Annotated in this window: 23 protein-coding genes; 9 read left to right on the top strand and 14 right to left on the bottom strand. The window is 69.7% G+C overall.

All coding sequences use genetic code 11. The features are described from left to right. Positions 1-53: 53 nt before the first annotated feature. From PSC72_RS16615 to PSC72_RS16630, 4 genes are all read left to right on the top strand, one after another. Complete coding sequence (locus PSC72_RS16615) at positions 54-347, top strand: hypothetical protein (protein WP_274322539.1); 294 nt, start codon at positions 54-56, stop codon at positions 345-347. Positions 348-487: 140 nt separating this feature from the next. Further along, positions 488-943, top strand: coding sequence for a TRAM domain-containing protein (locus PSC72_RS16620; protein WP_274322540.1), 456 nt, complete (start codon positions 488-490; stop codon positions 941-943). A 174-nt stretch (positions 944-1117) separates the two neighbouring features. Then, positions 1118-2875, top strand: a complete 1758-nt coding sequence (locus PSC72_RS16625; RefSeq protein WP_274322541.1) for a lipopolysaccharide biosynthesis protein — start codon at positions 1118-1120, stop codon at positions 2873-2875. Positions 2876-2933: 58 nt separating this feature from the next. After that, complete coding sequence (locus PSC72_RS16630; protein ID WP_274322542.1) at positions 2934-3719, top strand: SDR family oxidoreductase; 786 nt, start codon at positions 2934-2936, stop codon at positions 3717-3719. A 5-nt stretch (positions 3720-3724) separates the two neighbouring features. Here the strand turns inward: PSC72_RS16630 and PSC72_RS16635 are convergent, their stop codons facing one another. Next, on the bottom strand, positions 3725-4186 hold the full coding sequence (locus tag PSC72_RS16635) for a hypothetical protein (RefSeq protein WP_274322543.1): 462 nt from the start codon (positions 4184-4186) through the stop codon (positions 3725-3727). 2 nt (positions 4187-4188) lie between these two features. Then, on the bottom strand, positions 4189-4419 hold the full coding sequence (locus PSC72_RS16640; protein WP_274322544.1) for a hypothetical protein: 231 nt from the start codon (positions 4417-4419) through the stop codon (positions 4189-4191). A gap of 173 nt (positions 4420-4592) precedes the next feature. Here PSC72_RS16640 and PSC72_RS16645 point away from each other — a divergent pair, with 173 nt between their 5' ends. Further along, complete coding sequence (locus PSC72_RS16645; RefSeq protein ID WP_274322545.1) at positions 4593-5732, top strand: hypothetical protein; 1140 nt, start codon at positions 4593-4595, stop codon at positions 5730-5732. A 36-nt stretch (positions 5733-5768) separates the two neighbouring features. On the opposite strand, the gene PSC72_RS16650 is transcribed toward PSC72_RS16645, so the two are convergent. The 5 genes from PSC72_RS16650 to PSC72_RS16670 all read right to left on the bottom strand — a co-directional run bounded on the left by PSC72_RS16650 (position 5769) and on the right by PSC72_RS16670 (position 9362). Then, the gene (locus PSC72_RS16650) at positions 5769-6782 is read right to left on the bottom strand and encodes a mannose-1-phosphate guanylyltransferase (protein ID WP_274322546.1); all 1014 of its coding nucleotides are present in this window, start codon (positions 6780-6782) and stop codon (positions 5769-5771) included. A gap of 49 nt (positions 6783-6831) precedes the next feature. Beyond that, positions 6832-7362, bottom strand: a complete 531-nt coding sequence (locus PSC72_RS16655; protein WP_274322547.1) for a hypothetical protein — start codon at positions 7360-7362, stop codon at positions 6832-6834. Between the two features lie 82 nt (positions 7363-7444). Continuing rightward, entirely contained in the window at positions 7445-8248 is an 804-nt protein-coding gene (locus PSC72_RS16660; protein ID WP_274322548.1) for an alpha/beta fold hydrolase, read from the bottom strand. A gap of 40 nt (positions 8249-8288) precedes the next feature. After that, positions 8289-9029, bottom strand: a complete 741-nt coding sequence (locus tag PSC72_RS16665) for a helix-turn-helix domain-containing protein (protein ID WP_274322549.1) — start codon at positions 9027-9029, stop codon at positions 8289-8291. Between the two features lie 51 nt (positions 9030-9080). Continuing rightward, positions 9081-9362: a DUF7091 family protein gene (locus PSC72_RS16670; protein WP_274322550.1), complete on the bottom strand. Its 282-nt coding sequence runs from the start codon at positions 9360-9362 to the stop codon at positions 9081-9083. 500 nt (positions 9363-9862) lie between these two features. Between PSC72_RS16670 and PSC72_RS16675 the strand changes: the two genes are divergently transcribed. The 4 genes from PSC72_RS16675 (at position 9863) to PSC72_RS16690 (ending at position 12959) form a co-directional block, all read left to right on the top strand. After that, positions 9863-10801 carry a replication factor A gene (locus tag PSC72_RS16675; RefSeq protein ID WP_274326194.1) on the top strand — a complete coding sequence of 313 codons (939 nt, stop codon included), beginning with the start codon at positions 9863-9865 and terminating at the stop codon, positions 10799-10801. Beyond that, complete coding sequence (locus PSC72_RS16680) at positions 10802-11431, top strand: RPA family protein (protein WP_274322551.1); 630 nt, start codon at positions 10802-10804, stop codon at positions 11429-11431. It begins immediately after the preceding gene. Positions 11432-11719: 288 nt separating this feature from the next. After that, positions 11720-12157, top strand: coding sequence for a CopG family transcriptional regulator (locus tag PSC72_RS16685; RefSeq protein WP_274322552.1), 438 nt, complete (start codon positions 11720-11722; stop codon positions 12155-12157). Positions 12158-12275: 118 nt separating this feature from the next. Then, on the top strand, positions 12276-12959 hold the full coding sequence (locus PSC72_RS16690) for a haloacid dehalogenase type II (protein WP_274322553.1): 684 nt from the start codon (positions 12276-12278) through the stop codon (positions 12957-12959). A gap of 29 nt (positions 12960-12988) precedes the next feature. Here PSC72_RS16690 and PSC72_RS16695 read toward each other — a convergent pair whose 3' ends face one another. From PSC72_RS16695 to glpR, 7 genes are all read right to left on the bottom strand, one after another. Then, complete coding sequence (locus PSC72_RS16695) at positions 12989-13441, bottom strand: DUF5814 domain-containing protein (protein WP_274322554.1); 453 nt, start codon at positions 13439-13441, stop codon at positions 12989-12991. Positions 13442-13645: 204 nt separating this feature from the next. After that, positions 13646-14059, bottom strand: coding sequence for a PTS fructose transporter subunit IIB (locus tag PSC72_RS16700; RefSeq protein WP_274322555.1), 414 nt, complete (start codon positions 14057-14059; stop codon positions 13646-13648). After that, positions 14059-14328: an HPr family phosphocarrier protein gene (locus tag PSC72_RS16705; RefSeq protein ID WP_274322556.1), complete on the bottom strand. Its 270-nt coding sequence runs from the start codon at positions 14326-14328 to the stop codon at positions 14059-14061. Before PSC72_RS16705 ends, PSC72_RS16700 begins: the two co-directional genes overlap by 1 nt. Beyond that, the gene (locus PSC72_RS16710) at positions 14325-14780 is read right to left on the bottom strand and encodes a PTS sugar transporter subunit IIA (protein WP_274322557.1); all 456 of its coding nucleotides are present in this window, start codon (positions 14778-14780) and stop codon (positions 14325-14327) included. The genes PSC72_RS16705 and PSC72_RS16710 overlap by 4 nt, the downstream gene beginning before the upstream one ends. A 6-nt stretch (positions 14781-14786) precedes the next feature. Beyond that, positions 14787-15893, bottom strand: coding sequence for a PTS fructose transporter subunit IIC (locus tag PSC72_RS16715; protein WP_274322558.1), 1107 nt, complete (start codon positions 15891-15893; stop codon positions 14787-14789). Between the two features lie 69 nt (positions 15894-15962). Then, positions 15963-16844: a hexose kinase gene (locus PSC72_RS16720; protein WP_274322559.1), complete on the bottom strand. Its 882-nt coding sequence runs from the start codon at positions 16842-16844 to the stop codon at positions 15963-15965. Then, positions 16841-17614, bottom strand: coding sequence for an HTH-type transcriptional regulator GlpR (glpR, locus tag PSC72_RS16725; RefSeq protein WP_274322560.1), 774 nt, complete (start codon positions 17612-17614; stop codon positions 16841-16843). Before glpR ends, PSC72_RS16720 begins: the two co-directional genes overlap by 4 nt. Positions 17615-17676 lie beyond the last annotated feature (62 nt).

A 17676-nucleotide genomic window follows, 5' to 3' on the forward strand; every position in this document is an offset into this window, starting at 1 on the left:
CGATCGGCCAGGACCGCCAGCGTTTCGTCGGTGACGGTCGAACGGACGCGGTGATGTACGTCTCACCGGCGGTTCGGACGATCCGGGAGGACCCGATGGAGGGAGAGCCCGTCACGCTCCTGCTGGAGGTCGCCGACGGGGCGAGTATCGAGGACGTGGAGGCGGCCGTCAGCGAGGCGGGCGCGACCGTCGAGGAGGAACTCCAGTTCCGGACGCTGAAGGTGACGGTCGACCAGGAGCGGGTCGGTGCGGTCTGCGAGGTCGAGGGCGTCGAGACCGTCGAGACGGGTAACACGCTCGGGCTCGACCCCGACGGCGCCGGCGAGGACGTCCGTCCGGACGGCTGAGTCGGCCGCGGGCCGTGCGGTCGAGAGTCGCCCGGATCGGTCGGGGCCGCCGGATCGGGTCCGTCGAGGAGTTCGGGCGTTCGACGGACGCTGGCGGGCAGAGCGCAAGCGTTTAATTCGCCCCAGCGGTAACTCACTCCATGCCCGACTGTCCACTCGCGGACGAGTGCCCCAGTTTCCAGGAACGCATCGAGGGGATGGGCTGTACGCACTACGGCGACCGCGGCGGCGCCGAGTGGTGTAACCATTACAATCAGCCGATCGAGGACCTCAAGAGCCAACCCGTCCAGCCCGGCGAGGAGGTCGAGGTGACCGTGGAGGACATCCACGAGAGCGGTGCCGGCGTCGGCCGCACCGAGGACGGCTTCATCATCATGGTCGACGGCGTCCTGCCGCCGGCCCGCGCGAAGGTGAAGATCAACAAGGTCCGCTCGAACCACGCCCGCGCCGAGGAGATCGAACGGCTCCCCGACGACCCCGACGACGAGGAGGCCGAAGCGGCCGAGGACGAGGGCGACGATGCCGACGCCGCGGAGGCCGACGAGTCGAACGACCGAGAGCGACTCGGCAGCCGCGACAACTTCTGGGGCTCGTAACCCCAGTCGCGGCCGGCGCTCCCGCCTGGACAGTCCTGACGCCGCAGTTTTCTCCCACGGTACGTCACCCGCTGGGTTCTCTCGCACTCGCGCCCTCGCAGTGGCACCGCTCCGCGGCGACCGCGCCTGCCGCGTTTCAGCGGTTTTATGCCGACCGATCGGCAATCGCCGGGGATGGCTTCCGACGCGGATCGGCCCTCCGACGAGTCGTCCCCGACGAACGCCGATAGCGACGTCGAGGTCGGGGACGCGGACGCCGGGCAGGCCAGCGACGGGAGCGCGACCGCCGGAGCGGTCGGTGCCGGGAGCGCGGACGCCGCCGCGGATGAACCCGGTGGCGACCCGGTGGAGGCCCGCCTCGACGACGCGCTGGAGCGGGTCGCCCACGGCGCGACCGTCTCGGTGCCGAGCATCCTCGTCCAGCGCGGCCTGACCGTCGCGTTCACCGCGGTGCTGACGAACGGGTTCGCGGCCGGCACCTACGGCGTCTTCGCGGTCGCTCGCCGCCTCCAGCAGTTCCTCCTGCACCTCGCGCTCGGCTTCCGAAGCGGCCTGAGTCGCTTCCTCCCGAACGCCGACTCGGCGGCCGAGCGCGACGCGATCGTGACCGTCGCGGCGCTGCTGCTGGGGACCGTCGCGACGCTGTTCGGCGCCGCGCTCTTTCTCGGCGCGCCGATGGTGACCGAAGTCGCCGACCAGCGACCGCTGTTCACCGCGACCCTGCGGGTGTTCGCCGTGGGGCTACCGGCGACGGTGTGGCTGTTTACGGCGACCGAGGTCCTGCGCGGGCTGGAGGAAGTCGTTCCGCTGAACCTCGCGCTCAGGGTCGGGTTCCCGGCGGCGCAGCTGGCCGTCGGCGTCGTCGGGACCGTCGTCTACGGCGACCTCGTGGCCGTCGCAATCGGCGTCGTCGCCGTCTCCGGTCTCGTCGGACTCGGAGCGACCGCGTGGCTGGTCCGCGAGCGCGGCCTCGGCCTGCGCGTCCGCGGCGTCTTCGACGACGCGACTGAGGGCGACGACGCCGGGACCGCGGAGAGTGACGGCGCCGAGCCCACCGACGGAAGCGGCGAGGACCTCGACCTGCGCGCGGTCTGGCGGCGTTACGTCGGGTACACGATCCCGCTGTTCGTCGGTGGGTTCGCCACGACGATCCAGCGGCTGGGCTTCTACCCGCTCATCGCGCTGTACCTGACGGACGTGGCCGGCGGCGTGTTCGCGGTCGGGATGGTCGTCGGGACGCTCGTGCGCCTGCCGCTCATCGGCCTCAACCAGTTCGTCCCGCCCGTGGCCGCCGCGCTCCACGAGGACGACCACCGCGCGGCGCTGGCGCGGTTCTACCACGTCACCAGCCGGCTCGTCCTCGTCGGCGTGGTCGGCCTGGCGATCCCGGTGATCGTCTACCGCGAGACCGTCATGTCGCTGTTCGGCCCCGCGTTCGTGCCGTACTCGCCGCTGCTCGTCGGGTTCGTCCTGGCGCAGTTCGGCGCCTGCGCGGTCGGGAGCGTCGGCATCCTCCTGATGATGACCGACAACCAGCGGGCGTACCTCGTCGTCAACGTCTGCATCACGCTCCTGCTGGCCGCGGTCGCGGTGCCGCTGACGATCCGCTTCGGACTGGCCGGGGTCGTGGCGAGCTACGTGCTCATGCTGACGCTCAACAACGGGTTGGAAGTGGCGGTGCTCTATCACTTCGAGCGCCTCCAGCCGTTCACGTGGCTCCACGGGAAGCCGCTCGTGGCGGCCGTCCCGCTGGGCGTGATCGCCTGGAGCGCGAAGGCGCTCCTCTCGGGGCCGGCGGCGCCGGTCGTCGGCGTGGCCGCCGGGTTGAGCGCGTACGCCGCCGCGCTGTGGTTCCTCGGGTTCACCCCGGCCGAGCACCGCCTCGCCGAGACCCTGGCCGAGCGGTATCGGGCCGTGCTGGCCCGGTCGTGACCCGACAGTCGATCCGGTACCTCCCGGTTCTTTGACCCTCGGCGTCGACCACACGCGTATGGACCTGCAACTCGACGGCAGCGCGGCACTGACGACGGCTAGTTCGAGCGGTCTCGGCCTCGCGAGCGCGAAGTCGCTCGCCCGTGAGGGCGCGGACGTGGCGATCTGCGGACGCACCGAATCGCACCTCGAATCCGCCGCCGCGGAACTCGAAGCCCTGGGCGACGGCGACGTGCTCGCGGTCCAGGTCGACCTCACGGACCGGGCGGAAGTCGAGGCGTACGTCGAGGAGGTCGCCGACGCGTTCGGCGGCATCGACCAGGTCGTCATGAGCGCGGGCGGGCCGCCCAGCGGGGCCTTCCTGGAGATGGACGACGATGACTGGTACGGCGCCTACGACACGCTCGTCATGTCGGCGGTGTGGACGACCCGCTTCGCGTATCCCTACCTGAAGGAGTCCGATCAGGGCTCGATCACGGCGATCACCTCGCGGTCGGTCCGGGAGGTCATCGACGACCTCGTCCTCTCGAACGCGGTCCGCCGGGCGGTCATCGGGATGGTCAAGACGCAGGCGCGGGAGTTCGCGCCGGAGGTGCGGGTCAACGCGGTCCTGCCCGGCGCACACGAGACCGCCCGCATCGAAGAACTCATCGAGGACGACGTCGAGCGCGGCGTCTACGACAGCTACGAGGAAGGGCTGGAAGACAAGGGGTCGTCCGTCCCGCTGGGGCGGATCGGCGACCCGCAGGAGCTCGGCGACGTGGTGGCGTTCCTGGCGAGCCCGCGAGCGAGTTTCGTCACCGGGACGGCGCTGCCCATCGACGGCGGGTCGATGCGGAGCTGAAGCGGTCACGCAGCGCTCTGTTCGCCGTCGCTCGGCGACTCGCGGCAGCGACCGAGCAGATAGCCGGTCGCGGTCCCGACGGGGAGCGACCACCAGCCGACGGAGAGGAGACTGACGAGTCCGACGAACAGCGCGACGCCCGCCCGCTGGAGCGGTCCGTCTGTGCCCCCGAATACGTCGACAAACAGGGTCGCGACGAGGACGAATCCGGCGGGGCCGAAGACGCCGACGAGCGCCCCGGCGAGCGCGCCGCGGAGTCGAGTCCGCGGACGACGCAGCCGTTCGACGACTGCGAACCAGCAACACGCGCCGACGGCCCCCGTCCCGAGGCCGACGAGCGCGAGCGCGCGGCCGTCCCTGGTGGCGGCGCCGCCGGTGGCGACCGAGAGCGTCGCGAGCGCGCCCGCACTGGCGACGGCGAAGGCGATCCCAGCGACGGCGGTCCACCGGAGCGACGCTCCGTCCATCCCTATCGCGTCCCCGGCGACCCGCCGGTCGAGGAGTCGCCGCCGGCGCTCAGCGACCAGACCAGCAGGCCGAGCGAGGCGAGCGCGACGAAGATGGAGACGACGTAGCCGACGGTCCCCGCCTCGCCGAGGATCGCGCCGGGGAGGAACGCGGAGACGACGAGCAGGGCGACGCCCGAGAGCGTTCCCGCCCCGGCGAGGATCAGCAACCAGAACCGGACTGCGGGGTCCATGCTGGCAGTCGGTTGGCCCCCGGGGCGTATCAGCGTTCCGGCGCCGCCGACCATACCGGGCGCGTCGGTCGCGCCCGCGGCGCCGGCACAGCGGTGAAGACAGAAGATATCAGATCCGTCACCAAAACGCGGTTCAGCGAACGGTTTTGTCGGCTGCGACCGCGGAGTGAGGTATGTCGAACGAGCGGCCGAGCGGCGGGACGGACTGGACGACCGCGGGCGAGTGGATACGACTGACCGACGCGGAGGCGGCGCTGTCGCCGCGAGAGACGACGTTCGCGGACGCGCAGACCGGCGCGAACTTCGTCGTCTTCGAACCGGGCTGGCTCCCCGACGATTGCGACGTCGTCGAGACCACGTTCCGGCCGGAGCAACCGCCTGGCCGGCCGGAGGGCGTCGACGCCGACGAGCTGGGACAGACGCCATGGAGCGACGGGAACCCGTGCGCGCTCCGCGCCGTCGTCGAGGGCGATGGCCGCCGGTTGCGGATCAAGGAGTTCCTGTACGACTGGGCGCCGCCGGCGGCGAGTATCGCGCCGCTGTGGGGCACCGAGGACCCGACGCCGGTCGACGCGGGCGACGCGGTGGGCTTCCTCGGCACCGACTACAAGCACAACCGCGGCGCCTGCGTCCAGCGAGCGCGCACGCAGGTCGAGGTATCGGTCCTCGACGGCGAGTTCACCGACGACGAACTCGAATCCCTGCTCGACGGGCTGGAACCGGCGACCGACCCGGAGTCACCGGACTCGGGAGCGGCGGCCGTCCGGCAGGTCCCGTTCCACCGACTCAGCTACTGGGCGCGCTACCGGTACGAGTCGGTCGGCGTGCCCCACGGGCTCTGGGACCACGGCATCGCGCGGCCGTACTACGAGTGCGTCCCGTGCTCGCCCGCGGCGCTCGGCGACGCTGAACCGCAGTTGCTCGTTCCCGGCGAGAGCGGCGGTAGCGAGCGTGACGTCGGTGGAGAGTTCGCCCTCGATTCGGCGGTGACGTTCCCCGAGGCGGACGCCGCGGAGGCGATCTACCGCCACGAAGCTAACGGGAGCGACCACCTCTGGATCACCGCGGCGGCCCCGGACAGCGCGCTCGCGCCCGACCTGCCGCCGGAACCGGCCGACCAGCCCGCCGCAGCGCGCGAACCCGTCGAGTTGCGCGGGACGACCGTCCACTACGCGGCGCTGACCGAGGACCACGGCGCGTGGGAAGCTGTCTGGGAGGAGAACGGGATCACGTACGCCGCGATCGCTGGCGCGTCGCGAGCGCTGGACGGTGCGGCCTTCCGGTCGCTGGTGGGCGGGCTGGAACCGGCCTGACTCGGGACGGGCCGTCGACGACGGTGCTGTCTTCGCTCAGAACAGGTCGTCGGCTTCGAGCTCGGCGACGACTTCCCGCACTCGCTGGGCCTGGCGCTTGGGGACGACGAGCGTGCGGTCGCCGTAGGAGGCGACGACGAGGTCGTCGACGCCGACGACGCTGACGTGGCCGTCGGTGGCGACGACGGTGTTCTCGGCGTCGACGGTGAGCGCGTCGCCGAGCACCACGTTTCCGTCCTCGTCGGCGTCGAGGACGCGCTCGATGGCGTCCCACGCCCCCAGGTCGTCCCACTCGAAGGTCGCGGGGACCAGCGCCGCGTTCTCGGTCGCTTCCATGACCGCGTAGTCGACGCTGACCGGATCGACGGCGTCGAATCCGCGCTCGGGTTCGCCGTCGTCCATGGCTTCGACGAGGGGAGCCAGTTCCGTGTCGGCCGCCTCGCGGAGGAACGCGTCGGGCGTCCAGGCGAACATCCCGGCGTTCCAGTAGTAGCCGTGGTGACGGTAGCGCATCGCCGCGCCCTGGTCGGGTTTCTCGGTGAACTTCTCGACGGGGTAGTAGGTCCGGCCCGCGTCGGTCTGTCGCTCGTCGCCGGGCTTGACGTAGCCGTAGCCGGTCTCCGGCCGGGTCGGTTCGACGCCGACGGTGACCAGCGAGTCCGTCTCGGCGGCGACGGCCGCTGCGTCGGTCATCGTCTCGGCGAAGTCCCCCTCGACGTGGTGGTCGCTGGGGAGGCAGACGAGCGTGCAGTCGCCGACCTGCTCGCGGACGCGGTGTGCCGCGTAGGCCAGCGCCGGGCCGGTGTCCTTCGGCTCTGGTTCGGTGAGGACGGCGGCGCTCGGGGCGTGTTCGCGGACCTGGTCGGCCAGGTCGGGTCGCGTGAGGACGTACACTTCGTCGGCGAAGCCGGCGCGTTCGACCGTCTCGGCGAGCAGCGACTGGTCCCCGCCGAACGAGAGGAACTGCTTCGGGCGGTCGCTCCGGCTGGCGGGGTAGAGCCGGGTGCCGGTGCCGCCCGCGAGGACGACGGCGACGATGCTGTCGGGCATAGGCGGATAGTGGGGCGGACCGGAAAAATAGGCGCGGGATCCGGCGACCTCAGGACCGGTCGAGGCGCTCGTCGAGGTCGAACCGGCTGACCGTGACCGTCGTCGGATCGGACTCGCGCGGCGTCGTCTCGCGGACTCCGACCCGGCCGAGGCCGTCCTCGCCCCGGCGGGGGTCGACCGTCGCCCGACCGCCGACGGTGAGTGCGCCGAAGTCCTCGCGGGTCACGACCCCGTTGACCGGCTCGGTCCCGTCTTCGGGGACGACGTTCACGCTGTACCGGACCGACGCGAACGCGTCCGCGAGCGCGTCGTGGGTCTGCTCGGAGACCGAGAGCGTCGCGCCGTCGACGGCCGCTCCGGCGTGTTCGGGGTCGTACTCGCCGTGTACCAGACTGCGGTCGGGTTCGAATCCGAGCAGCGCGACGCTCGCCTCGACGGGGTCGCCGACCTGCTGGGGAACCGCGACGGTGACGTCTTTCCTGGCGACGGTACCGGCCGTCGACCCGCCGCCCGAACAGCCCGCGACCGAGGCGGCAGCGGTCGTCCCGAAGGCGGCGAGAAACTGGCGTCTGGAGGACATGGACATCCGATGGACGTGATCCGACAAAACGGTTGGGGCCCGAGTTTCGAGTTGGCAACTGGACGCCGAGTGGGCAGTGTCGTCAGTGACTCCCGAGGAACGCCCGGACTTCGTCGGCGGTCCGCCCGGGCGCTTCGGCGGGTCCCGAGTGGCTCACGCCGTCGAAGTCGACCAAGTGCCCCTTCGGGAGCGCCTCGTGCACGTTCCGGGCACTCTCGCGGAGGAACTCCGGGCCCTCGGTGCCGGTGAGGACGAGCACGGGGACCTCGACGTCGAGACGGTCGGGGAGTGCGTAGCGCTCCACCACCCTGTTCATCCGGATCACTTCCTCGACGAGGTCGACGCAGTCGGGCCACACCGGCCACTCGGCGAGCCACGCGTCCAGGTCGTCGACCTCCCCGGCGCAGACGACCTGGTCGACGTAGAGTTTCATCGACCCCGCGCGGTCGTCGGCGTCCAGTCGCTCCTGCATCCGGTCGGCCAGGTCGGCGTGCTCGGCGAACGCCTCGGGGAGGACCGCCGGTTCGTAGGCGGCGACCGCTTCGACCGGCGCGTCCTTCGCGGCTTCGAGCGCCGTGAGCGCGCCGAACGAGTGACCGAACAGGACCGGCTCGCCGTCGACGGCGTCGACGAGCGCGCGGACGTAGCTGACCTCGCGGTCCAGCACGTCGTCCGGGCCGGTCTCGTCGAGACCGTCGCGGCAGGTGCCGAAGCCCGGTCGCTGCGGGACGACCGGCGCGTAGGTCTCGAAGTGCGGGATCACCGGCTGCCAGTACTCGCTGGGCGCCATCCCGCCGTGGAGGCAGATCAGCGGCTGGCCGTCGCCGTGCCGTTCGTACTTGATCTCGGTGCCGTCGTCGGAGGTTGTCGTCTCTGTCGTCGGCATGGGTCTCGTCGTCGAACGCCCGCCGGGCTACGTCTGTCTCTCAGTCGTGCGGCCGTTTAAGTGGCTGCCGGGAGCGTCGCCAGTCAGTTACGTCGACGTGGGCCTCGACGAGGTGGGTCTGAGCGCGACGGAGTCGCTCGGAGCACGAGGAAGCGGAGATGCCGAGTTCGGCGGCGACGTCGTCGAGCGATGCCGTCCGCGGGATCTCGAAGTAGCCCATCTCGTACGCGGTCCGGACGGCGTCGCGCTGGGCGTCCGTGAGGCCGTCGTCGGAGTCCAGGCCGGGACCGGCAGGTCCGTCTGCGTCGTCGCCGACGCGGGTGAGCTTGCGGAGGCGGAACGGGACGTTGCGCTGCCAGAACGTCCGCAGTTCGTCGAACGCGGCGCGGTCGGCGAAGCGGCCGCACTGGACCCATCCGGTGGGCGTCGCGCGGATCCGTTCGATGTGGGTCGGCGTCTCGTAGAGCGCCCGCAGGTCGTCGAGATCGTCGAGGTGGTCGCCGAGCTGTTCGGCCATGCTCGTGCCCGGCAGGATCGTGTAGCGATTCGCCTCGCCCTCGCGGGTGACGAGCGTGTACTCGCCGACGAACGGCGTCCGTTCGAATTCGTCCTCGACCGCCGCGACGGTCTCCTCGCTCCCGACCACGCGGGCGGTGAAGCGCGGCCGCTCGCTCGTTCCCGGGCTGATGGCGAGTTCGATGTCGGCGTCGGGGACCGCCGCGGCCACGTCGACCAGCGGGAGGGCGTCGCAGCCGATCTCGTACTCGGCGCGGAGAGCCATAGTCGAGGATCCGCTCGGGGTGTCAAATCACCGGCGAAACGCTCGGCCCGTTCACCACGTCTCGATCTCGCCGGCGCGGATATCCTCGACGCAGCCCCGGCAGTCCTGCGACTGGGGGTCGAAACAGCCCGGCTTGTACTCGGTGTCGAGTTCCACCGCGCGGCGCTCGGCGTACCGCCGGCAGACGATCTTCGCGCGGCCGTCGTCGCCGAACGGGAGGTCCGCCTGCGTGGCCCGCTTGGCGTGTCTGTACGCGCGCTTGGCCTCGCCGACCTGCTTGCCCGCCGACCGGAGTTTGTTCCGGAGGATACGCTCGATGCGGTCGTCCGCCATCTGTTCGTGGGTTGGGGTGGGTGACTCTTAGCCCCGTCGGCCCTGAACCGAGCGGAGTTGTCGAAACCGACTCCGCGACTGCAGAAGCGGCGGAAAGCACATCGAACTGCGTGAAAGCCCCAAGGCGTTCGCGGACTGCAACTCGCTGCGCGCTTCGTCGCTCACTTCGTTCGCTCTTGCAGTGCTTGCGTCGTCTCGTCCCTCGAACGCCTCGCCCCTTTCATTCCACCCGACCGCACAGCACCGCGCCTCACACCTCCCCAGCCGATTGCGGTGCTCAGTCGCTTCGCTCCCTGCGCTCCTCGTCCCTCGCACGGTATTGTCGCGCGACCCTCGGAAGACTCGGGTACGCGCGACAGCGCGCGCCGACAGCATCCGGCTGTTTGGCGGTTCTATCCTGCCGTTTCACTTTCACCGCGCCGTACGAGAGTTTAAATACGGGGGCGACCAAGAGACGCATGTCTCCCACCGAAAACAACGTGGAGACAGGAACGACACAGATGACGGATTTGCGTACACAGGCGACAGAGATACACGAACAGTTCAGTGACCAGCTCGACATTTCGGTCGACGACGTGGAGGAGCGTCTCGACACGCTGGTCAACGAGTACAAGGTCCCCCTCTCGGAGGCCCGCCGGAGCGTCACCAACACCTACCTCGACGAGGCCGGGATGGAGCGCGACGAGCTCGGCGGTGGCGGCGCCGACGGCAACGAGCAGGTCGAGATCGCCGACGTCGACGCGCCAGAGGAGTGGGTCGACATCACGGCGAAGGTGACCGAACTCTGGGACGCGACCTCGGACGCGGTCGCCCAGGTCGGCTTGCTCGGCGACGAGACGGGCACGATCAAGTTCACGAAGTGGTCGAAATCGGACCTGCCAGACCTCGAAGAGGGCAAGGTCTACCACCTGCGGAACGTCGTCACCGACGAGTACGAGGGCCGGTTCTCGGTCAAGCTCAACCGGACGACGGTGATCGAGGAACTCGACGAGGATCTGGAAGTCGGGAGCGACGACGTGACCGTCGAGGGCGCGCTCGTCGACATCCAGTCCGGTTCCGGGCTCATCAAGCGCTGTCCCGAGGAGGACTGCACGCGCGTCCTCCAGAACGGCCGCTGCAACGAGCACGGCGAGGTCGAGGGCGAGTTCGACCTCCGGATCAAGGGCGTGCTCGACGACGGCGAGCAGGTCCACGAGGTCCTCTTCAACCAGGAGGCCACCGAGGCGCTGACGGGCATCACGCTCGAAGAGGCCCAGGAGATGGCGATGGACGCGCTGGACACGTCCGTCGTCGCCGACGAGATGCGCGCGGACCTGCTCGGGAAGTACTACCGGATCACCGGGCCGACGTTCCGCCGCTACGTGCTGGTGGACGACGTGGAGCGACTCTCCGAACCGGCGGATGCAGAGGCCGTGCTGATCAAAGCGAGGTCGATCTAAATGGCGACGACACCCACTCGCGAGGTCGCCCGCCGCGTGTTCGCGGGCGAGTTCAACGACGCGCACTACACGTTCAAGGAGAGCGACGACGAGCGAGCGCCGGTCTACCTGCTGCTCCCGACGGGGGCGCGGGCCAACCGCGTGTTCATCGTCGGGACGCTCATGGAGACCGAGGACGTGGGCGACGACAGCGAGTACTGGCAGGGCCAGGTCATCGACCCCAACGGCGACCGCTACTACATGTACGCCGGCCAGTACCAGCCCGACGCGGCCTCGATGCTGCGCGAGCTGGAGCCGCCGGCCTACATCTCGGTCGTCGGCAAGCCGCGCACCTACGAGACCGACGACGGTGAGGTGAACGTCTCGGTCCGGCCGGAGTCGATCACCGAGGTCGACGCCGCGACGCGCGACCGCTGGGTCGTCGAGACGGCCGAGCGGACGCTCGAACGGATCCGCCACTACAAGGACCAGACCGGCGACGACGGCGACGGGGCGGCCGTCGACGAGTACGTCGCGATGGCCCAGGAGGAGTACGACCTCCCGGTGGAGAACTACCGTCGTCAGGTCGTCGAGGCCCTCGAGAGCCTCGAAGACGAGGAAGCCGTCGCTGCCGAGACGGACGACGACTGAAGCGCACGTACTCCGGCGGCTCCCGGCTCGCTCCGACCGGTCGAACGCCGGCCGTCCACTCGGACGGCGTTCCGCGACGACTTTTTCGTTCGAAATAACAGGAACTCGTCTCGATCCCCCGACGGGGGACTGAACCGACTGGTCTTCGCCACCCTATTATCAAATTTGATTTCCGAAGGGGTGGCTAAACGGAAGATTCAGGCCCTCTATCTATTTATTTCGCGTCAGCGATCGCCCGAGCCAGCGTCTGACAAATGATTAAGTGGGATGCGCTTCGAGTGGTGGACAATGAGTAAGAACAAGACGATCTCCTTTCGCGTGAGCGAGGACAAGTTCGAGACGCTCCGCGAAATCGCCGACGAGCGAGACCTGTCGCTGTCGGCGGTCTTCCGGGACTACGTCGACATGCTCGTCGCGCACGACGGGCAGGTGGAGGTGGTGCCGGAACACCAGCTGAACGAATCGAGTGCGAGCACGAGCGACACCGAGAGCTTCCCGCCGAAGGTCGAGGTGCCCAAGAGCTTCGTCCGCGAGCACGAGCGCCTCGAACTCGAAGCCGAGCACCTCCGCGAACAGCTCGAAGAGCACAAGCGATACGTGACGAAGCTCCGCCAGCAACTCGACGAACACGACCAGGAAGACGTCGTGCAACTCGAAGACCTCGACGGCGGCGAGGACGACGAGGAAGCGTCCTACCGCCTGGGCAACTTCGAAGAGTCCGTCTGATCCCCGCGACAGCGTCTCTCCCTCTCCGTTCTTCTCTTTCGTTCTCTCCCAAACGAGTAGTCCACTCGACCCCGCGGAGCGAGCCGTTTTGTGTCGTGCCTGCGATAGTCGCTAACACATGTCGTTCGACCCGGAGCGGGTGTCGACGCTCACGTTCGACTCGTACAGCACGCTCGTCGACGTCGACGCGGCCGAACGGGCGCTCGCCGAGCGAGTCGCGGACCCCGAGCCGGTCTCGAAACTGTGGCGCTCGCGCTCGCTGGAGTACACGATGGTCGCCAACCACGTCGGCGCTTACCAGCCGTTCTACGAGATGAACCGGGACGCGCTCCAGTACGCGCTCGACGCGACGGGTGCAGACATCTCGGCCGACGAACGCGACGAGATCCTCGCCGTCTACCACGAACTCGACGTCTTCGACGACGTGCGCGACGGGCTGGAGCGCCTCCGAGAGGCCGGCTACGACTGCTACGTCCTCTCGAACGGAAATCCCGAGATGCTCGACTCGCTGGTCGCCCACGCCGATATCGAGGGCCTGGTCGCCGACACGATCAGCGCCGACGAGGTGGAACTGTTCAAACCCCACGCCGAACTCTACCGCCACGCGGCCGAGCGGACTGGCACGCCGGTGGCCGAACTCGCACACGTCACCGCGCTGTGGTTCGACGTGATGGGCGCCCAGCACGCCGGGATGCAGGGCGTCCGCGTTGACCGCAAAGGCGACCCGCCGGAGACGTTCGGCCCCGAACCCGACCTCACGATCGAGACGTTCGACGAACTGGTCGCCGCGCTCGGCGTCTGAAGACGGTCGGTAGCCGCCGATTCGCCGGATTACAGGAGTTCTTCGCGCTTCCGTCGAGCCTCGCTCGCGGCGCCGTCCCGGCCGTCGACGTCGGCCAGCGTCTCGACCGCTTCGAGCGTGCGGACGGCGCCGTCGAGGAAGGAGAGCACGTCGCCCGGATAGGCGTAGAGCATGTAGTCGTCGCCCATCACGTCGACGATGGCGTCCGGGCCCAGGCCCTGGGCGCGCAGTTCGAGGAGGTAGCTGACGAACTTCTCCTCGGGGTGGCCACAGTGGGGGTTGGCCTCGCAGCTGCAGTCCATGAAGTCCGTCGCGAAGTCGAGGACGCGGTCCTGGGTCGCGTCGTCGAGCTTCGCGAGGTTCTCCGCCTGGAACAGCATGTCCATCGTCGCTCCCTTGAACGCGCCCTTGGGGAACGACGTCTCTAGCTGCGAGGCGATCTGCTGGTGGTTCTTGACGTAGATCTTGTCCGTGATGGCCACGGCTACCCGAACGAACGGCGGTGGCGGCTAAAAGTCTCTCGGAGCGTCGCCGGCGTCGTCCGCCGCCGGCGTTCGGCGCTCGTCCGCACACCGCGACCGGAACGGCGACCGCCGCCTCGCCGGAGGGACAGACCCTACCGACGGCCATCGCCGGGGCCGGCAGGTCGGAGACGGGCCGAACGGGCGAATCGACGCGGCCGGCGGTCAGAAACGGTCGAGGATCCGCTGGACGAGGCTGTCTGCTCCCGTACCGGCGCCGGCGCCGGGGTCGGGATCCGGATCCCCGGTCGACTCGCGTTCGGGCCCGTCGCCGTCGGTCGCCGCGGCCTCGGCGCGGTCGAGGACGGAGCCGGGGTCGTTGACGCCGGTCGAGACGGGCACTTCCACGAGGGGGAGCCCCGCGAACCGCTCGGTCCGGACGTTCACGTCGGCGGCGACGATCGCCGCGTCCGCCGCCTCGATGTCGCCGTCGGACAGTTCGTTCTCGCTGCCCATGGCGCTCTGTACCTCGACCTCGATCTCGTGGCCGCGGTCGGTCGCGACGCGTTCGAGCGCTTCGGCGGCCATCTGGCTGTGGGCGACGCCGGTCGGACAGGCGGTGATGACGACGAACCGCATCACTCCGCTCCCTCGGCGATCGCGTCGCCGACGGCCTCGACCGCCGCGCGAGCCTCCTCGCCGTCTGCGGCGACGACGACGTCTTCGCCCGCCTGCAGTCCCAGCGCCGTCAGCGAGAGGACGCTCTCGAGCGCGGCCGACTCGTCGCTGGCGGTTGGCCGGACAGCGACGGTCGCCTCGAACGACGACGCGAGGTCGACGACCTCACGCGCTGGGCGGGCGTGCAGGCCCGGGTCGTGACCGACGGTGACGCGACGGCGGACGGTCACGCGTCGATCACCGTCTGTACGGCGTCGACGACCGCCGACTCGTCGTCGGCGGTCAGGAGCCGGTCGCGGACGTCCTCGTCGACGAGACCCCGCGAGACGGCCGACAGGAGCGAGAGGTGCGCCTCGTCGGCGCCGTCGGGGGCGAGCAGGAGGACGACCAGCCGTGCCGGCGTCCCGTCCGGGCCCCCGAAGTCCAGTCCGTTCGCGAGACTGGCGACGGCGACCGTCGGCTCGCGGACGGCCGCCGTTCGCGCGTGCGGGACGGCGACCCCCAGTCCGACGCCGAAGGGAGATTCCGCCGCTCGATCGCGGAGCGCCGTGATCGCGCGCTCTCGGTCGGTCACGCGGCCCGCGTCGGCGACGAGATCGACCAGGTGCTCGATACAGTCCCACCGCCCGTCGACTGCGGGCGTCAGCGAGACGAACGACGACTGGATCACGTTCGATTGCATGGCGTATCACTCGGTCTCCGAGACCGCGTTTCGGTCAACTGTCCGGCCGGTCCCGACGAGCACGACGCCGGCGGCCGTGAGCGTCGTCGCGACTGTTCCGAACAGGAGGCACCCGACGAACAGGGCGGGATCGTTCGCGAGCGGGACGACGAGGAGCCCCCCGTGGGGGGCCGGCATCGTGATTCCGAGGCCCATGGCCGCACCGCCGGCGATGGCGCTCCCGAGGACGCACGGCGGACGGAGCCGACTGTTCCGGGCGGTGAACGGGACGGCGCCTTCGGTGACGAACGCCATCGAGGAGAGGACCGCCGCCCGCGCGTCGCTGCGGTCGACGGCGAAGCGGTGCGGGACGAGCGCGTACGCGGCCGCGAGTCCGAGCGGCGGCACCATCCCGCCGAGCATCACGGCCGCCATCGGCTCGAAGACGAGTTCGGGGAGCCGTCCGATAGCGAAGACGTACGCCACCTTGTTGACGGGCCCGCCCATGTCGACGGCCATCATCCCGCCGAGCACCGTGCCGACGGCGACGAGCGCCGCGGGGTCCGCGTTGCGCAGGAACGCCTCGAAGATCGAACTCGCCAGCGCTATCGGGACGCTCAGCGCGAGTACGACGGGCGCGAGCGCCGCCGTGACGCTCACCGGGAGGATCAGGACCGGGACGAGCGGTTCGAGCAGGGCAGGCGGCTCCCGATCTTTGGCCCACTCCGTCGCGACGCCCGCCAGGAGGCCGACGATGAGCGCCCCGATGTACCCGGCGTGGGCGTCACCGGTGTCCACACCCAGGACCGCTCCGAGCGCCTGGACGAGCCTGGGGTCCTGGATCAATGCCGTCAGCATGAACCCCGGGGCCAAGCCGGGCCGGTCGGCGATGCCGTAGGCGACGAACCCACCGAGTATCGGGACCATCGCGCTCAGCGCTATCGAACCGACCGTGACCAGATACCAGGGGATCGTCCCCACGTCCCCCCCGACGGAGGTGGAGTCGCCCAGCGTGTAGCCGACGGCTAAGAAGACGCCGCCGATCGTGACGAACGGGATCATGTACGTCACCCCCGTCATCAGGTCGGCTCTGACCCGGTGGATCGAGTCCGCCTCTACGGCATTCTTCCTCATGCCACTAGTTAGCATAGTTAGGCGGAGGCGTACAAAATGCTTTCCGAATCTGTCCGTTTCTGTTCGTTTCTAACGCCCGTCGTAGTCGAGCCGGGTCGCGTTCCCCGTTCCCGGGATCCCGATGACCGCTTCGGCGGTCGAGACGCCGGTTTCGAGCGCCGTCTCGAGGTCGGCCCCGCCGTCGTCGGCGGCGAGCAGTCCCGCCAGGAGCGCGTCGCCCGCGCCCGCCGTGTCGACGACCGAGACGTCTGCCGGGTCGATGTGGACGGCGTCGTCGGGGCCGACGAGCATCGCGCCCGTCTCGCCCATCGTGACGACGACGTGGTCGAACCCGTCGTCGAGCAACCGCCGAGCGGCCGTCCGACACTCCTCGGTCGACTCGGTGGCGCACCCGGTCGCGGCCGCGAGTTCGTGCCGGTTCGGCGTGCAAAACGAGTACTCCGCCGAGAGGTCGCCGAGCACCGACCCGGTCACGTCGACGACCGTCTGCCAGTCGCCCGCCCGCGCGATGGCGTCGATGGCCGACGCGCCCAGCCCCGGCGGGAGACTCCCGGCCACGACCACGGTGTCCGGATCGCGGGCGGCGACGACCGAAACGACGGCCTCGATCTCCCGGGAACCGACGTCGGTGCCGGACTGGTTGAGCTTGTACTCGCCGTCGTCGGTCAGCAGCGTCGTGTTGAGCCGCGTCGGCTGGTCGGTCTCGACGAAGTCGTGTTCGACGCCCGCCCGCGTCAGTTCGTCGCAGACGTACTCGCCGGTGAAGCCGCCGACGAGGCCGGTCGCGACCGTCTCGACGTCGAGCGCGGCGAGGAACTTCGAGACGTTGATCCCCTTCCCGCCGGCGTCGAAGTGCGACCGCTCGGTGCGCGTCACCTCGCAGGTCCGCAGCGAGCCCGCGACCTCGATGGTGTGGTCGACGGCTGGGTTGAGCGTGACCGTCAGTATCATTCCGCGACCCCGACCTCCTCGACGACGTCCACGCCGAGGGACTCGAAGGTCTCGCGGAACCGGTCGTCGAGCGCAGCGTCGGTGATCACGAGATCGACGTCCTCGAGCGGGGCGAACTGGACGAAGCTCCGCCGCCCGAACTTCGCCGCGTCGGCCACGAGGACCACTCGCTGGGCGCGCTCGCACATGAGCTGTTTCATGCGCGCCTCGTCCTCGTTGGGCGTCGTGAGGCCCGCGTCGACGTCGACGGCGTTCGTCCCGATGAACACCTGGTCGAAGTTCGTCCGCTGCATGAACGTCTCACCCGTCGGCCCGACGAGCGCCCGCGTCTGCGGTCTAAGGGTCCCGCCCGTGAGCTTCACCTCTCGGTCGTCTTCGGCCAGTTCGAGCGCCAGCCCCGGGGAGTTGGTCGCCGTGATGAACCGCACGTCGTCCGGTGCGCTCCGGGCGACCTCGATCGTCGTCGTCCCGGAGTCGAAGAACACGACCTCCCCGTCGTGGATCTCCTTGGCCGCTCTGGCGCCGATCGCCCGCTTGGCTTCGAGGTTCTGGACGTTCCGCTGGCTGTAGGACGGTTCGCTCGCGACCGTCCGAACCGGAAGTGCCCCGCCGTGGGAGCGTTCGATGAGCCCTTCTTCCTCGAGTTCGTTCAGATCGCGCCGGATCGTCGCTTTCGACACGTCGAGCAGGTCGGCGAGTTCGCTGACGGAGCGGCCGTCCTCCTCGGTGACTGTATCGACGATCTTGCGCTTGCGTTCGGCGGGGAGCATGCTTGGGGTGCTGCCGTACGTGCGTACGAAAACGGGCAATCTCCTTTTCCTTTTCGTTCTGC

The organism is Halosimplex aquaticum (assembly GCF_028747785.1).
GTDB lineage: Archaea > Halobacteriota > Halobacteria > Halobacteriales > Haloarculaceae > Halosimplex > Halosimplex aquaticum.

What these genes read in the sequence shown, in the direction of transcription:
- PSC72_RS16615 (WP_274322539.1), top strand. Translation starts at nt 54, where the DNA reads ATGTACGTCTCACCGGCGGTTCGGACGATCCGGGAGGACCCGATGGAG.
- PSC72_RS16620 (WP_274322540.1), top strand. Translation starts at nt 488, where the DNA reads ATGCCCGACTGTCCACTCGCGGACGAGTGCCCCAGTTTCCAGGAACGC.
- PSC72_RS16625 (WP_274322541.1), top strand. Translation starts at nt 1,118, where the DNA reads ATGGCTTCCGACGCGGATCGGCCCTCCGACGAGTCGTCCCCGACGAAC.
- PSC72_RS16630 (WP_274322542.1), top strand. Translation starts at nt 2,934, where the DNA reads ATGGACCTGCAACTCGACGGCAGCGCGGCACTGACGACGGCTAGTTCG.
- PSC72_RS16635 (WP_274322543.1), bottom strand. Translation starts at nt 4,186, where the DNA reads ATGGACGGAGCGTCGCTCCGGTGGACCGCCGTCGCTGGGATCGCCTTC.
- PSC72_RS16640 (WP_274322544.1), bottom strand. Translation starts at nt 4,419, where the DNA reads ATGGACCCCGCAGTCCGGTTCTGGTTGCTGATCCTCGCCGGGGCGGGA.
- PSC72_RS16645 (WP_274322545.1), top strand. Translation starts at nt 4,593, where the DNA reads ATGTCGAACGAGCGGCCGAGCGGCGGGACGGACTGGACGACCGCGGGC.
- PSC72_RS16650 (WP_274322546.1), bottom strand. Translation starts at nt 6,782, where the DNA reads ATGCCCGACAGCATCGTCGCCGTCGTCCTCGCGGGCGGCACCGGCACC.
- PSC72_RS16655 (WP_274322547.1), bottom strand. Translation starts at nt 7,362, where the DNA reads ATGTCCTCCAGACGCCAGTTTCTCGCCGCCTTCGGGACGACCGCTGCC.
- PSC72_RS16660 (WP_274322548.1), bottom strand. Translation starts at nt 8,248, where the DNA reads ATGCCGACGACAGAGACGACAACCTCCGACGACGGCACCGAGATCAAG.
- PSC72_RS16665 (WP_274322549.1), bottom strand. Translation starts at nt 9,029, where the DNA reads ATGGCTCTCCGCGCCGAGTACGAGATCGGCTGCGACGCCCTCCCGCTG.
- PSC72_RS16670 (WP_274322550.1), bottom strand. Translation starts at nt 9,362, where the DNA reads ATGGCGGACGACCGCATCGAGCGTATCCTCCGGAACAAACTCCGGTCG.
- PSC72_RS16675 (WP_274326194.1), top strand. Translation starts at nt 9,863, where the DNA reads ATGACGGATTTGCGTACACAGGCGACAGAGATACACGAACAGTTCAGT.
- PSC72_RS16680 (WP_274322551.1), top strand. Translation starts at nt 10,802, where the DNA reads ATGGCGACGACACCCACTCGCGAGGTCGCCCGCCGCGTGTTCGCGGGC.
- PSC72_RS16685 (WP_274322552.1), top strand. Translation starts at nt 11,720, where the DNA reads ATGAGTAAGAACAAGACGATCTCCTTTCGCGTGAGCGAGGACAAGTTC.
- PSC72_RS16690 (WP_274322553.1), top strand. Translation starts at nt 12,276, where the DNA reads ATGTCGTTCGACCCGGAGCGGGTGTCGACGCTCACGTTCGACTCGTAC.
- PSC72_RS16700 (WP_274322555.1), bottom strand. Translation starts at nt 14,059, where the DNA reads ATGCGGTTCGTCGTCATCACCGCCTGTCCGACCGGCGTCGCCCACAGC.
- PSC72_RS16710 (WP_274322557.1), bottom strand. Translation starts at nt 14,780, where the DNA reads ATGCAATCGAACGTGATCCAGTCGTCGTTCGTCTCGCTGACGCCCGCA.
- PSC72_RS16715 (WP_274322558.1), bottom strand. Translation starts at nt 15,893, where the DNA reads ATGAGGAAGAATGCCGTAGAGGCGGACTCGATCCACCGGGTCAGAGCC.
- PSC72_RS16720 (WP_274322559.1), bottom strand. Translation starts at nt 16,844, where the DNA reads ATGATACTGACGGTCACGCTCAACCCAGCCGTCGACCACACCATCGAG.
- glpR (WP_274322560.1), bottom strand. Translation starts at nt 17,614, where the DNA reads ATGCTCCCCGCCGAACGCAAGCGCAAGATCGTCGATACAGTCACCGAG.